We start from the raw sequence: 13,994 nt of genomic DNA, 5'->3' as shown, positions 1-13,994 counted from the left end.
GTGTTTGTTTTTGTTATACCCGCTCCGGCGCGCCCGCGGGGGGGGGCCCCCGGGGGGGCGGGGGGGGGTTCTGCCCCGCGCCCCCCCCCGCCTCTTCTCGTTGTCCCGGGGCGCCGATGTCACGGATGGGGGTGGTGGTCGGTCATAGGGGGTGCGTGGGCGCGCGGGTGCTCGGCGTTCGGTGAGAGGAGTGGTGTGGTGACGGGGACGGTGCTGGTGACCGGGGCGACGGGGACGTTGGGGCGGGAGGTGGTGCGGCTGCTGGTGGCGCGCGGGGTGGCGGTGCGGGGGTTGAGCCGTCGGGCGCGGGCGGCGGGTGACGGGGTCGAGTGGGTGGTCGGGGACCTGGTGGGCGGGGCCGGGATCGCGGCGGCCGTGGCCGGGGTGGAGACGGTGCTGGACTGCGCGACCACGCAGGGGAGGAAGGACGTGGAGGGGGTCGGGCGGCTGGTGGCGGAGGCCCGGCGGGCCGGGGTGCGGCACCTGGTGTACGTGTCGATCGTGGGGATCGACCGGGTGCCGCTCGGGTACTACCGGGCGAAGCTCGACTGTGAGCGGGTGGTGCGGGAGTCGGGGCTGGGGTGGACGGTGCTGCGGGCGACGCAGTTCCACGACCTGCTGTTCAAGGCCTTCGACCTGAGCGCGCGGCTGCCGGTGTTCCCGGTGGTGAGCGGCGCCGGGGTGCAGCCGGTGGACGTCCGGGAGGTGGCGGAGCGGCTGGTGGAGCTGGTGGGGCGGGAGCCGGCCGGGTTCGCGCCGGAGGTGGGCGGGCCGCGGGTGCGGTCGTACCGGGAGCTGGCGGAGGCGTACCTGCGGGCGGCGGGCCGGCGGCGGCCGGTGCTGCCGCTGCGGGTGCCGGGGGCGGTGGGTCGGGCCCTGCGGGCGGGTGGGCTGACGACGCCGGAGCGGGCGGTGGGGCGGGGGACCTTCGAGGAGGCGTTGGCGCGGCGGTTCGGCTGAGCCGCCGGCCCGCCGCTCGGCCGAACCGCCGCGCAGTTGTCAACCAGGGTTGACATTCCGGAGGGTGTCAACCAGAGTTGACGTCATGAGCGAGAGCGGAGAGCTCGCGGCCGCCGCGAGCAGTCGTGACCCCGCCGTAGGGCTCCGGGCGGTCCGCGCCCTGCGTGATCTGGCGGACCGTCTGGAGGCCCTCCAGGTGGGCAACGCCCGGTCGCAGGGCTGGTCCTGGCAGGACATCGCGGTCTGCCTCGGGGTGACCAGGCAGGCGGTCCACAAGAAGCACGCACGACGGGGGCCCGGCAAGGGCGAGGACGGAGGCTGAGCGATGTTCGAACGGTTCACCCAGGAGGCCCGGAGGGTCGTGGTCATCGCCCAGGAGGAGGCGAGGCAGCTGCGGGACGACCGGGTCGGGACGGAGCACCTCCTGCTGGGGGTCCTGGAGCAGTCGCAGGATCCGGCGACGGCCGTGCTGATCGGGGCCGGCCTGGACCAGGAGGCGGCGCGGCAGGCGGTGCGGCGCCTGCGGGGGAAGGGGGACCGGCAGGTCCTGGCCACGATCGGGGTCGACCTGGACGCGGTGCGGGAGGCGGTCGAGGCGGCCTTCGGGGAGGGGGCGCTGGACACCCCGCCGGAGGAGGGGCGCAAGCGCTGGGGCCGGTTCCGCTCCGGTGGCTCCACGGCCGGGCACATCCGGTTCTCGACCCCGGCGAAGAAGGCGCTGGAGCTCTCCCTGCGGGAGTCGCTGCGCCTGAGGTCGAAGGAGATCGGGGTGGGCCACCTGCTGCTCGGGGTGCTCCGCGAGGGGGAGGGGCTCGGGGTGCTGGTGGTCGCCGACCACGGGCTGGACACGGCCGCCGTGCGGCAGGCGGTGGAGGCGGAACTGGCCTGAGCGGCGGTGCGGGGAAGGGGTGGAAGGTGTCGCCGTGCGGTGTACTCGGCGTGAATGAAGGAGATTGACCGTCAACTAGCGGGTTGAGGCCAATGTCTGAATCGATATGATCGGCCGAAAGCGTGAACCGATCAGCCGCCCGGAGGCGTTTCGCGACGCCACCGGGCGGTCTGGTATGCGCCCGACCAGCTGTCGGCGGCCGCAACCGTCGCCGACCCGCCGCCCGCGCCGCCGCCCGCCGACGTTGCCGAGGACCGCCCCGATGAGAGAAGCCACCAGCCCCGACGGTCGGCCGCGCCGCCGCTCCGCGCCGCGCACCGTCGCCCTGACCGCGGCCGCCGTGCTGCTGGCGCTGGTCGCCGCGCCGGTCGGCATCAGCCGGGCCCTGGGCGCGCACCAACCGCTCACCGCGCTCGCGGTGGCCGCCGTGGCGGTGCTCTGGCTGATCGTGGTCGGCCTGGCCGCGAGCGGCGCCGAGCGCGCCCGCCGGCTGACCGGGGACCTGGCCGTCCAGCACGGGGAGACCCGGGCCGCGCTGGTCGCCGCCGGCACCGCCCGGCAGGCCGAGACGGCCGCCCAGGACCGGGCCGCCGCCGCGTTCGCCGAACGGGACGCCGCCCGCGCCGAGCACGCCCGGGTCGAGGCGGACCTCACCGCCGCGCACGCCGAGCTGGCCCGGCTGGGGGCCCGGCTGGAGGCCGAGCGGGCCGCGGCCGGGGCGGAGCGGGAGCGGGCCGCCGACGAGCGGGCCGAACTGGAGCGGATCCCCGAGGGCGTCCTGCCCGAGGTGGTGGAGAAGCTCCGCGGGGGCGCGTCCGTGGACAGCGCGCTGGCCGCCCACCGCAAGCACCCCCAGTACGCGCTGCTGCGCGCGGTCGGCGAGGAGGTCGGCCGCGGCGAGCGCCTGCGGGCCGCCGCGCTCGCGGTCTGCGCGACCGCCGCCGGCCGGGTCCAGGCGCTGGCCACGAGCATGCACGCCGAACTGCGCGAGATGCAGCACCGGCACGACGAGGAGGTCCTCGGCGACCTGCTGCGGCTGGACCACTCGACCGCCCAGGCGGGCCGGATGGCGGACAGCATCGCGGTGCTCACCGGCGCCCGCTCCGGCCGCCGCTGGGCCAAGCCGATCGCGGTGGAGTCGGTACTGCGCGGTGCGCTCGGCCGGATCGGCGCCTACCAGCGGGTCCGGCTGCACAACGCCAGCACCGCCGCGGTGGCCGGCTTCGCGGCCGAAGGCGTGATGCACGCGCTGGCCGAACTGCTGGACAACGCCACCAACTTCTCCGCTCCACCGGCCGAGGTGCACGTCTACGTCGAGGAGGTGCCGGCCGGTCTGGCGGTGACCGTCGAGGACAGCGGGCTGGGCCTGAGCGACAGTTGGCTGCGCCGGGCCGAACGGGCGGTCTCCGCCGAGCCGCTGGACCTCGCCACGCTGTCCGCCGGTACCCGGCTGGGCCTCGCGGTGGTCGGCGTGCTGGCGCGCAAGCACGGGCTGCAGATCTCCTTCCGGCCGTCGGCCCGCGGCGGTACCGGGGTGGTGATGCTGATCCCGCAGCAGGTGGTCACCCACCTGGTTCCGGCGCCCGCCCCGGCGGCCGCGCCCGTGACGGCGTCCGCGCCGGTCGTGGAGTCCGTGCGCCCGGCGCTCACCCCCGCCCGCCCGGCGCCCGCCTCGCTGCCGCTCGCCTCGACCCCGACTGCCTCGACCCCGACTGCCGTGGCCGTCCCGGTACCTGTCGTCCCGGCACCTGGCGTTCCGGCCCATGCCGTTGCAGCACACGCGGCCCCGGCGCCTGCCGCCCCCGCCCAGACCCCGTCCGGGCCGACCCGGATGACCGACAGCGGCCTGCCGCAGCGCCGCCGCGGCCAGACGATGGCCACCACCACCCCGGCGGCGGCCCCGGCCGCGAAGCCCGTACGGACCGACACGGCGCGCGCCGCCGCCCGGTTCGGGGCCTTCCGCCGGGCCGCCCAGCCGGCGCTGCCCGCCCCCGGGGCGGCGCCGACCGCGGACACCGACACCGAGACCACGCCCGACGCTTCCCCCGTCACCGAGAAGGACTCCTGATGAGCAGCGCCACCGACCGCGACCTCGACTGGCTGTTGGAAAACCTGCTGGCGGCCACCCCCGGCAGCCGGCACGCCCTGGTGCTGTCCGCCGACGGCCTCAAGCTCTGCCACACCGCCGGGCTGAGCGCCGACCAGGCCGACCAGCTGTCGGCGATCGCCTCCGGACTGCAGAGCCTGGCGCACGGCGCCTCGATCGAGTTCGGGGACGGCAGCGGCGGCGTGCGGCAGTCGATGACCGAGTTCCACGGCGGCATCCTGTGCATCGTGGCGGCCGGTGAGGGCGCGCACCTCGCGGTGGTCACGGACGACGAGGCGGACGTGGGCGTGGTCGGCCACAACATGCACGGCCTGATCGAGCAGATCGGCGTCCACCTCAGCGCGCCCGCCCGGGAGGCGGACGCGGAACCCGGCGCGGACGCCGCGGGCGAGAGCGCCGGGATATGAACGCCGGGCCCGTGCTGCCGGGCCGGGACGACGACCCGGACCGCCTCTACACCATCACCGGGGGCCGCAGCCGCGCCCCTTCGGTCGCCTTCGACCTGGTCACCCTGATCGTCGCGGAGCGGCAGCCGGCGCCGGGGATGCAGTCGGAGCACGTCCGGATCCTGCGGATGTGCGAGGCCCCGACCGCCGTGGTGGAGGTGGCGGCGGAGCTGCAGCTGCCGGTCTCGGTGGTGAAGATCCTGCTCGGCGACCTGCTGGAGGCCGGGGCGGTCACCGCCCGGCACCCCAGGTTCGCGCCGAACAAGGCCCGGCTGCCCGATCTCGACACGTTGAAGCAGGTGCTGCATGGCCTCCAACGGCTCTGACCTCCAGGACCTCCAGGATGTCCAGGATCTCCAGGATCTCCAGGATGTCCAGGACCTCCGGCCCGCAGGGCGCACCCCGCTGCGGGCGACCGCCGACAACGCGTTGAAGATCGTCGTGGTCGGCGGGTTCGGGGTGGGCAAGACCACGCTGGTCGGCTCGGTCAGCGAGATCCGCCCGCTGAACACCGAGGAGGTGATGACCCGGGCGGGGGAGGGCATCGACCCGGCGGGCAGCTGGGGCAAGCGCTCCACCACCGTCGCCTTCGACTTCGGCCGGATCACCCTGTCGGAGCGCCAGGTGCTGTACCTGTTCGGCGCGCCCGGGCAGGAGCGCTTCTGGTTCCTCTGGGACCGGCTGTTCAGCGGTGCGCTGGGGGCGGTCGTGCTGGTGGACACCCGGCGGCTGGAGGACTCCTGGTACGCGATCGACCGGCTGGAGCACCACGGCACGCCGTTCGTCGTGGCCCGCAACAACTTCGGCGAGCCCGGCCACACCCTGGAGCAGGTCCGGGAGGCGCTGGACCTGCCGCCGGAGGTCCCGCTGGTGGACTGCGACGCCCGTGACCGGGAGTCCGGCAAGCGGGTGCTGATCGAGCTGGTCCACCACCTGGCCGCCCTCGCCGGGGCCGACGCGGCCGCGCTGGCCGGACCCGGAGCACCCGACGCGATCTACGAGGAGAGCACCCCGTGACCGAGCCCGCCGTCACCCCGCCCCCGGGCTGCCCGGCGCACGCCGGCGCCACGCCGCTGTACGGGCCGCGCTTCCAGACCGACCCGGCCCAGCTCTACCGCGAGCTGCGCGCCGCGCACGGCCCGGTCGCCCCGGTCGAGCTGGCCGGCGGCGTGCCCGCCTGGCTGGTCATCGGCTACCGGGAGCTCCAGCAGGTCACCGGCCAGCCGCAGTTGTTCGGCCGGGACTCCAGCCGCTGGCACGCGTGGCAGACGCTGCCCGCGGACTGGCCGTTGAAGCCGATGATGGCCCCGGTGCCGTCGATCCTGTACGCGGAGGGCGAGGAGCACGTCCGGCGGTCCCGGGCGGTCACCGACGCGCTGGCCGGGATCGACCCGTACGAGCTGCGCAAGCACGCCGAGGAGATCGCCGACGGGCTGATCGACGAGTTCGCCGGGCGCGGCGAGGCCGACCTGGTCGCCGAGTACGCGCACCGGATGCCGCTGCTGGTGCTGTGCCGGGTCCTCGGCCTGGACGAGGAGCAGGCACCGCAGCTGATCGCGGCGCTGCTGGCCATGCTGGACGGCGGTGTGGACGCCCCGGCCGGCGCCCAGCGGCTGCTGGAGCTGATGCTCGCGCTGGTGGAGGAGAAGTCCGAACACCCGGGGGCCGACGTGGCCTCGCGGATGCTGGAGCACCCGGCGGGGCTGACCCACGACGAGGTGATGCGCGACCTGCGGGTGCTGCTGATCGCCGGTCACCAGCCCAGCTCGTACTGGATCTCCAACACCTTGCGGCTGATGCTCACCGACGAGCGTTTCGCGGCCTCGCTGGCCGGCGGTCGGCGCAGCATCAGCCAGGCACTCAACGAGGCGCTCTGGGAGGACACCCCGACCCAGATCTTCGCCGGCCGCTGGGCGGTGCGGGACACCCAGCTCGGCGGCCAGCGGATCGCCGAGGGCGACATGCTGTTGCTGGGTTTCGCCGGGGCCAACGCGGATCCGTCGGTGCGCCGGCCCGACGGCCGTCCGGCCGAGGGGAACCGGGCGCACATGAGCTACTCGTACGGCGAGCACGGCTGCCCGTTCCCGGCCCAGGAGGCGGCCGAGGTGATCGCCACCACCGCGATCGAGGTGCTGCTGGACCGGCTGCCGGACCTGCGGCTGGCGGTGGCCGAGCACGCCCTGGTGTGGCGGCCCTCGGCCTGGGTGCGCGGACTGGTCGCGCTGCCGGTCTCGTTCAGCCCGGGGTACTAGGTTCCGTCCGACATGCCGAGGGCCCGTCTTCCGACTCCCGCCTGCGGGGCGTTCGAGGACGGGCCCCCGCGAGGCCTTGCGGATCTTGGTCGGGCCGGTCAGGATCCACAGGACGTGCACAACCGTTCGAAGAACCCTTACGTCAAGGAGAGTTGCCGCCGATGACCGCTGCCCCGGCCCCGGCCCCGATCGCCCTCGACCCGTTGGCCCGCGACAACGCCGCCGAGGGTGCCCTGCTGCGGGCCGCCGGTCCGGCGGTGCCGGTCGTGCTGCCCGGCGGGGTCGCCGCCTGGGCGGTGACCCGGCACGCGGCCGCGCGCGACCTGCTGACCGACGCCCGGCTGGTCAAGGACGCCCGGCACTGGGCGGCCTACCAGCGCGGTGAGGTGCCGAAGACCTGGCCGCTGATCGGCCTGGCGGTGCCGGGCCCGAGCATGGTGACCACGGACGGTGCCGAGCACCGCCGGCTGCGGGCGCTGGTCGCCCAGGCCTTCACCCCGCGCCGGGTCGAGCTGATGCGCCCGCGGGTGGAGGAGATCACCCACGCGCTGCTGGACGCCCTGGCGGCCGGCGAGCCGCTGGTCGACCTCAAGTCGGCCTTCGCCTTCCCGCTGCCGATGACGGTGATCTGCTCGCTGCTGGGCGTCCCGGAGTCGGACCACGGCCTGCTGCGCGACCTGTACGAGCGGTTCTTCGGGGTCAAGCCCGACCCGGAGGGCATCCAGGCGACCGTCGCCGGGCTGAACGCCTTCGTCAACGGCCTGGTGGCGCAGCGCCGTTCGGCGCCGGGCGAGGACCTGGCGAGCGTGCTGCTGGCGGCGGACACCGAGGGCGGGGCGCTCACCGACGCGGAGGCGGCGGCCACCCTGCGGGTGATCATCGCGGCCGGCCACGAGACCACCGTCAACCTGATCGGCAACGCGGTGCGGGCGCTGCTGGCGCACCCGGACCAGCTGGCGCTGGTGCGCGCGGGCGAGGTCTCCTGGGACGCGGTGGTCGAGGAGTCGCTCCGCTGGACCCCGCCGACCAGCAACTTCCTGTTCCGCTTCGCCGCCGAGCCGATCGAGGTCGGCGAGCTGGTGATCCCGGCGGGCGACCCGGTGCTGGTCTCGTACAACGCGATCGGCCGGGACCCGCTGCAGCACGGGGTGACGGCGGAGCTCTTCGACATCACCCGGGACCCGACCCGCCATCTGTCCTTCGGCCACGGTCCGCACGTCTGCCCCGGCTCGCCGCTGGCCCGACTGGAGGCGGCGGTCGCGCTGCCGGCGCTGTTCGAGCGCTTCCCCGGGCTGGCCCCGGCGGTGCCGGACGGCGAGCTGCGGCCGAGCCCGTCGCTGGTGGTGAACAGCCTGCGGGAGCTGCCCGTCCGGCTCTGGTGACCGGCCCGACCGGCATGTGCTGACGACACGTCGGATAGGCGGCCCCGTCCGGATTCCGGGCGGGGCCGCGGGCGTTCACCGGGCACGCCCGCGGCCCGCCGGAGGGCGGTCGCCGGTTTCGGACGTGATGATCGGGGCACCGGTGTGGGGGAAGGTCGACCATGGACCTTGGCGGCGGCGGAAGGCTGCGTTAACGTCGTCGAATCGGTTCGGCCGCCCGCTCGCCCAGCGATCCCTGCACGCCCATCTCCGGTACAGCGCAATGTCGTTCAGCCCACCCGAGGCAGCATGCCCTGGCGAGGAGGACCGCATTGACCCTCAACCCGACCGCGCCGTCCGCGAGTTCGCGCCGTCGACCGCTGGCCGTATCCGCCCTGCTGGCGGCGCTGGCCCTGACCGCGGCCTGCTCGAACAGCTCCGGCGGTTCGGGCGGCGGCGACGGGGCGGCCCGGACGCTGACCGGTGACTGCGCCAAGTACCAGCCGTACGCCGGGCATTCGGGCACCACGGTGACGATGTTCGCCTCGATCCTCAGCCCGGAGTCGGACAACCTGGAGAAGTCCTGGGCCGAGTTCAGCTCGTGCACCGGGATCAAGATCAGCTACGAGGGGTCCAACGACTTCGAGTCCCAGCTGCCGGTCCGGGTGGCCGGCGGCAACGCCCCGGACTTCGCGATCATCCCCCAGCCGGGCCTGCTGGCGCAGATGGTGAAGAGCGGCAAGGTGGTCAAGCCGCCCGCCCAGACCGTCGCCAACCAGGGCAAGTGGAGCCCGGTCTGGAAGACCTACGGCTCGGTCGACGGCACCTTCTACGCGGCGCCGATGAGCGCCAACATGAAGTCCCTGGTCTGGTACTCGCCGAAGACCTTCAAAGCGGCCGGCTACGAGGTGCCGAAGACCTGGGCGGACCTCATGGCGCTCAGCGACCGGATCGCCAAGGCGGGCGGCCCCAAGCCCTGGTGCGGGGGCATCGCCTCCGGCACGGCCACCGGCTGGCCGGCCACCGACTGGCTGGAGGAGGTGGTGCTGGGCACGTACGGCGGTGAGGTGTACGACCAGTGGGTCGGCCACCAGGTGAAGTTCTCCGACGAGAAGATCGCCACGGCGATGCGGACGGTCGCCGACTGGATGCAGAACCCGGCCTGGGTCAACGGCGGCTACGGCGACGTCAAGTCGATCGCCACCACCACCTTCCAGGACGCGGGCGCGCCGATCCTCACCGGCAAGTGCGCGATGCTCCAGCAGGCCTCCTTCTACGAGGCGCAGTGGCCCAAGGGCACCAAGGTCGCCCCGGACGGCGACGTCTTCGCCTTCCACCTGCCCGCCGTCAACCCGTCGATCGCCAACCCGGTCGAGGGCGGCGGCGAGTTCCTGGCCGCCTTCTCCGGCAAGCCCGAGGCGCAGGCGGTGCAGAACTACCTGTCCAGTGCGGACTGGGCGAGCAGCCGGGTGAGGACCGCGACCGGCTGGGTCTCGGCCAACCAGGGCGTGGACAAGAGCCTCTACACCGACCCGATCGACAAGCTCTCCGCGGAGGCGCTGACCGACCCGAGCGCCACCTTCCGCTTCGACGCCTCCGACATGATGCCGGCGGCCATCGGCTCCGGGCAGGAGTGGACGTCGCTGACCGCCTGGTTCGCCGAGGGGCAGTCGATCCAGAAGGTCGCCGCCGACATCGACGCCGCCTGGCCGAAGTAGCCGCCCGAGCAGCCACCGACCGAGCAGCCGCCGACCGAGCAGCTGACAGGGCAGCCGACCGAGCGGCCGCCGGAGCAGCCCGCCCGGTCGGCGTCCGGGACCACCCGCCGAGGGCGGTGCGGGGCCACCCACCCGCACCGCCCGCCCCTCCTCCCCTGACCTGCCTCCCGACCCCGCTTCCCGACCCCGCTTCCCGACCCCGTTTCCCCTTCCCGCTGGACGAACCGAAGGGACGTGCAGCCATGCCCGTAACCGGCTCCCCGCCGGCCGCCGGCTCCCTGGCCGTCGGCGCCTGGGGCGACGCGGCGATCAAGTTCGGCAACAGCTTCGGCGCGATCGCGGGCTTCCTCGGCGTCCTGCTGGTGGTCTTCCTGGTCGCCGGGCGCGCCCGGGGCCGGCTGGCCCGCCCGCTGGCCGTCCTGGTCCTTCTCGGCCCGGCGGTGCTGCTGCTGGCGGTCGGCCTGGTGGCGCCGTTGATCCGCACGGTCTACCTGAGCCTGCACGGCGCGGACGGCACCTTCGTCGGCGGTGAGAACTTCGGCTGGGCGTTCACCACCGACTCGGTGCGGAAGGTGCTGCTCAACACCCTGCTGTGGCTGGTGGTCGCGCCGCTGGTGGCGACCGGTCTGGGCCTGGTGCTGGCCCTGCTGGTGGACCGGATGCGCGGCCAGTCGGTCTACAAGTCGCTGATCTTCATGCCGATGGCGATTTCCCTGGTGGGCGCCTCGATCATCTTCAAGTTCGTCTACGAGGCGCGCGGCAAGGACCAGCCGCAGATCGGCCTGCTCAGCCAGCTCGCCCACGCGGTGGGCTGGTCGGACCCGCCGAACTGGCTGCTCAGCCAGCCGCTGAACACCTTCCTGCTGATGGCGGTGATGGTCTGGGTGCAGACCGGCTTCGCGATGGTGGTGCTCTCGGCGGCGATCAAGGCGATCCCGGACGAGGTGGTGGAGGCGGCCCGACTCGACGGTGCGACCGGGGTGAGGCTGTTCCGGCACGTCACCGTGCCGATGATCCGCACCACGGTGATGGTCGTCCTGACCACGGTCATGATCATCACCTTGAAGGCCTTCGACATCGTCCGCACCATGACCGGCGGCAACTTCGGCACCCAGGTGCTGGCCAACGAGATGTACACGCAGTCCTTCGCGCAGTTCGACGACGGGCGGGGCGGCGCCCTCGCGGTCCTGCTGTTCCTCGCGGTGCTGCCGCTGGTGGCCTACAACATCGTCCAGCTGCGGAGGGAGCGTGAGGTGCGGTGAGCATTCCTGAGGCGAAAGCCGTCAGCCGCCGTCCGGTCGGGGGGAGCCCCGTGCGGAAGGCTTTCAGCAGCCCGCTGGCCTCGCTGTTCGTGATCGCCGTGACGGTGCTCTGGACGGTCCCGACCCTCGGCCTGCTGGTCACCTCGCTGCGCCCCAAGCAGGACGTGACGAAGGACGGCTGGTGGAACGCCCTGCTCCACCCGGACTTCGGCCTCGGCAACTACCACACGGTGCTGTTCGAGGGCGGCTCCGGCGGCTCCACCGGCCTGCTGCCCTTCCTGGTGAACTCGCTGGCGATCAGCATCCCGGCCACCTTCTTCCCGCTGGTGCTCGCGGCGATGGCGGCGTACGCGCTGGCGTGGGTGCGGTTCCGGGGGAGCGACGCGGTGTTCTTCACGGTGTTCGCGCTCCAGGTGGTGCCGCTCCAGATGGCGCTGATCCCGCTGCTGCGGCTGTTCTCCAGTGGTGCGCACCTGGGGGCGCTGACGCTGATCCCGGCGGTGGACCTCAAGGGCAGCTACGCGCCGGTCTGGCTGGCGCACACCATGTTCGCGATGCCGCTGGCGGTGTTCCTGCTGCACAACTTCATCGCCCAGCTGCCGCGCGACCTGATGGAGGCGGCGGTGGTGGACGGCGCCTCGCACTTCAAGATCTTCCGTTCGATCGTGCTGCCGCTGTGCGCCCCGGCGCTGGCCTCGTTCGCGATCTTCCAGTTCCTCTGGGTCTGGAACGACCTGCTGGTCGCGCTCACCTTCGCCGGCGGCACACCGGAGGTGGCGCCGATGACGGTCCGGCTGGCACAGCTGTCCGGGTCGCTGGGCGGGCGCTGGGAGCTGCTCACGGCGGGGGCGTTCCTGTCGATCATCGTGCCTCTGATCGTCTTCTTCGGTCTCCAGCGGTACTTCGTCCGCGGACTGCTGGCGGGATCGGTCAAGGGGTAGGGCGGACGGCCCGGCTTCGGCTCGCCGTGCGGTACGTGTCCGCGGCGGGCGCCGGGGCGGCGGCCTCCGGGCTCTTCTGAACACGTTCAGAACCAACTTTTGAACTTGTTCAGAATCGTCTACAGTCGGCTGCGGGAGGCGTCGAGTACGCCCGCCCCGCGGACCGCCCGGAGGACGGCTTCCGCATGCCCGCCGACCACCGAGGGGGACTCATGCCAGGCCCGTCCACGCCTGCCCCGACCGATCCGCAGCCCGGAGCCGAGCACGGCCCGTCGGCCGGCCACAGCCTGTTGGCCGACCACAGCTCGCCGGTCGAGCACGGCCTGTCAGCCGGCCACAGCCCGTCGGCCGAGCCGGACGTGCAAGCCGCCCCGGACTCGCCGTTCGACATGTACCGGCCCGGTGCCCCGTACCGCGCGCCGGACGCCCCCGTGCCCCCGCAGCCCGGCCGGCTGCGCGCCACCGACCCCGAGCGGCACGCGGCCGCCACCCCCCGGGTCCTCCTGCTCGCCGTGCTCGCCGGACTGCTGACGGCCTGGCTGCTCTACGACGGAATCGGCGCCAATCTGCTGATCTGCGGCGCCGCCACGGCCGGGGTCGCCGGTCTGGTCGCCCGAACCGCCGGCCGCCGGATCCGGCCCTGGACGCTCGCCTGGAGCCTGCTGGCCCTCGCCCTGCTCGCCGTCCCGGCCCGCTGGGACGCCGGCTGGCCCGCAGTGCTCGCCTCCGGCTGCGCGCTGGGACTGGCCTCGCTGGCCCTGCACGGCGGGCGCCGCTGGCCGGGGGTGCTGCTCGCCCTGCCCGCCCTGGTCTGGCAGCTGATCCCGGGGCTGAGCTGGATCTGGGACAGTCTGGAGGGCCGCCCGCTGCCGGGAGCCGGACGGCTCGTCCCGCTGCTCAAGGCGCTCGCGGTCGCCGCCGTCCTGCTGACCGTCTTCGGCCTGCTGTTCGCCGGCGCCGACGCCGCCATGGCGGACCTGCTGGCCGGCCTGGTCCCCAGCTTCGACGTCCACCAGCTGCCGGGGCGCGGCACGCTGTTCGGGCTCGGTACGCTCACCGCCCTCGGCTTCGCGCACATCGCCGCCGGGCCGCGCCGCTGGGACCGGCTGGAGGTCCGCCCGGGCCGCGAACGGCGACGGCTGGAGTGGGCGCTGCCGCTGGTCGCGCTCGACCTGCTGTTCGGCGCCTTCGCGGTGGTCCAGGCGGTCATGGTGCTCGGCGGCGCGGACGCCGTGCTGGCCAACACCGGGATGAGCCGCTCCGCGTACGCCCGGCAGGGCTTCTGGCAGCTGAGCGTGATCACCGTGCTGACCCTGGTCGTGGTGGCCGTCGCCAAGCGCTGGGCGCCGCGCACCACCCCGAGTGACCGCCGGCTGGCCCGGATCCTGCTCGGACTGCTCTGCCTGCTCGCGCTGGCCGTGGTCGCCTCGGCGCTCGGCCGGATGTGGTTCTACGTGGACGCCTCCGGGCTGACGACGCTGCGGCTGTGGGTGCTGGTGGTCGAGATCTGGCTGGGCGCCGTGTTCCTGCTGCTGCTCGCCGCCGGGCTCACCCGTCGGGGCGGGGGCTGGCTGCCGCGCGCCGTCGTCCTCAGCGGGATGCTCACCGTCGCCGTCTACGGGCTGATGGGGCCGGACGCGATCGTCGCGGAGCAGAACGTGGCCCGGTACGAGCGGTCGCAGCAGATCGACCTGCGCAACGTCCGCGACCTCTCGGCCGACGCGGTGCCCGCCCTCGACCGGCTGCCCGAGCCGCAGCGGTCCTGCGCGCTGCAACTGATCCGACGCGACCTCGACCGGGACACCCGGCCCTGGTACGCGGCCGGCGGCTCGGTCACCGGGGCCCGGCAGGTGCTGGCCGAGCGGCCGCTGGTGGAGGGGCCGCTGTCGGGGCGGGGGCCCTGCGAGCGGGCCGGGCTGGCGCCCGAGCGGGGCTGGTAGCGGCCGCCGGGGGCGGGCCGGGGGCGGGCCGGGGGCGGGCCGGGGGCGGGCCGGGGGCGGGCCGGGGACGGCCGGGAATGCCGCGGGGCCGACCGGGAGCACGCTGCTCCCCTGTCTC

Annotated in this window: 13 protein-coding genes; all 13 read left to right on the top strand. The window is 74.2% G+C overall.

Features of this window, described 5'->3' with window-relative positions:
* Positions 1–198: 198 nt before the first annotated feature.
* The 13 genes from ACFV8H_RS23720 to ACFV8H_RS23660 all read left to right on the top strand — a co-directional run bounded on the left by ACFV8H_RS23720 (position 199) and on the right by ACFV8H_RS23660 (position 13,876).
* Entirely contained in the window at positions 199–960 is a 762-nt protein-coding gene (locus ACFV8H_RS23720; protein ID WP_380403285.1) for an SDR family oxidoreductase, read from the top strand.
* Between the two features lie 85 nt (positions 961–1,045).
* Positions 1,046–1,282 carry an RNA polymerase subunit sigma-70 gene (locus tag ACFV8H_RS23715; protein WP_350513675.1) on the top strand — a complete coding sequence of 79 codons (237 nt, stop codon included), beginning with the start codon at positions 1,046–1,048 and terminating at the stop codon, positions 1,280–1,282.
* A gap of 3 nt (positions 1,283–1,285) precedes the next feature.
* A complete protein-coding gene (locus ACFV8H_RS23710) occupies positions 1,286–1,849 on the top strand; it encodes a Clp protease N-terminal domain-containing protein (protein ID WP_380403282.1) in 564 nt (187 codons plus the stop codon).
* 262 nt (positions 1,850–2,111) lie between these two features.
* Complete coding sequence (locus ACFV8H_RS23705; RefSeq protein ID WP_380403279.1) at positions 2,112–3,917, top strand: sensor histidine kinase; 1,806 nt, start codon at positions 2,112–2,114, stop codon at positions 3,915–3,917.
* Positions 3,917–4,363 carry a roadblock/LC7 domain-containing protein gene (locus ACFV8H_RS23700; protein WP_375889342.1) on the top strand — a complete coding sequence of 149 codons (447 nt, stop codon included), beginning with the start codon at positions 3,917–3,919 and terminating at the stop codon, positions 4,361–4,363. Before ACFV8H_RS23705 ends, ACFV8H_RS23700 begins: the two co-directional genes overlap by 1 nt.
* Entirely contained in the window at positions 4,360–4,728 is a 369-nt protein-coding gene (locus ACFV8H_RS23695; protein ID WP_375889341.1) for a DUF742 domain-containing protein, read from the top strand. Before ACFV8H_RS23700 ends, ACFV8H_RS23695 begins: the two co-directional genes overlap by 4 nt.
* On the top strand, positions 4,709–5,419 hold the full coding sequence (locus tag ACFV8H_RS23690; RefSeq protein WP_380403275.1) for an ATP/GTP-binding protein: 711 nt from the start codon (positions 4,709–4,711) through the stop codon (positions 5,417–5,419). The genes ACFV8H_RS23695 and ACFV8H_RS23690 overlap by 20 nt, the downstream gene beginning before the upstream one ends.
* A complete protein-coding gene (locus tag ACFV8H_RS23685; RefSeq protein WP_380403272.1) occupies positions 5,416–6,654 on the top strand; it encodes a cytochrome P450 in 1,239 nt (412 codons plus the stop codon). The genes ACFV8H_RS23690 and ACFV8H_RS23685 overlap by 4 nt, the downstream gene beginning before the upstream one ends.
* Before the next feature lie 161 nt (positions 6,655–6,815).
* On the top strand, positions 6,816–8,036 hold the full coding sequence (locus ACFV8H_RS23680; RefSeq protein WP_375889336.1) for a cytochrome P450: 1,221 nt from the start codon (positions 6,816–6,818) through the stop codon (positions 8,034–8,036).
* Between the two features lie 311 nt (positions 8,037–8,347).
* Positions 8,348–9,733 carry an ABC transporter substrate-binding protein gene (locus ACFV8H_RS23675; protein WP_380403269.1) on the top strand — a complete coding sequence of 462 codons (1,386 nt, stop codon included), beginning with the start codon at positions 8,348–8,350 and terminating at the stop codon, positions 9,731–9,733.
* 242 nt (positions 9,734–9,975) lie between these two features.
* Positions 9,976–10,995 carry a carbohydrate ABC transporter permease gene (locus ACFV8H_RS23670; RefSeq protein WP_380403266.1) on the top strand — a complete coding sequence of 340 codons (1,020 nt, stop codon included), beginning with the start codon at positions 9,976–9,978 and terminating at the stop codon, positions 10,993–10,995.
* A 50-nt stretch (positions 10,996–11,045) separates the two neighbouring features.
* Positions 11,046–11,936, top strand: coding sequence for a carbohydrate ABC transporter permease (locus ACFV8H_RS23665; RefSeq protein ID WP_380403264.1), 891 nt, complete (start codon positions 11,046–11,048; stop codon positions 11,934–11,936).
* Positions 11,937–12,148: 212 nt separating this feature from the next.
* Positions 12,149–13,876, top strand: a complete 1,728-nt coding sequence (locus ACFV8H_RS23660; protein WP_380403261.1) for a DUF4153 domain-containing protein — start codon at positions 12,149–12,151, stop codon at positions 13,874–13,876.
* The last annotated feature ends 118 nt before the right edge of the window (positions 13,877–13,994 follow it).

The organism is Kitasatospora sp. NPDC059827, from assembly GCF_042731675.1.
In the GTDB taxonomy this organism is placed as follows: Bacteria; Actinomycetota; Actinomycetes; order Streptomycetales; family Streptomycetaceae; genus Kitasatospora.
The sequence above is the reverse complement of the archived record's forward strand: the minus strand, read 5'-3'. Positions and strand labels throughout refer to the sequence as shown.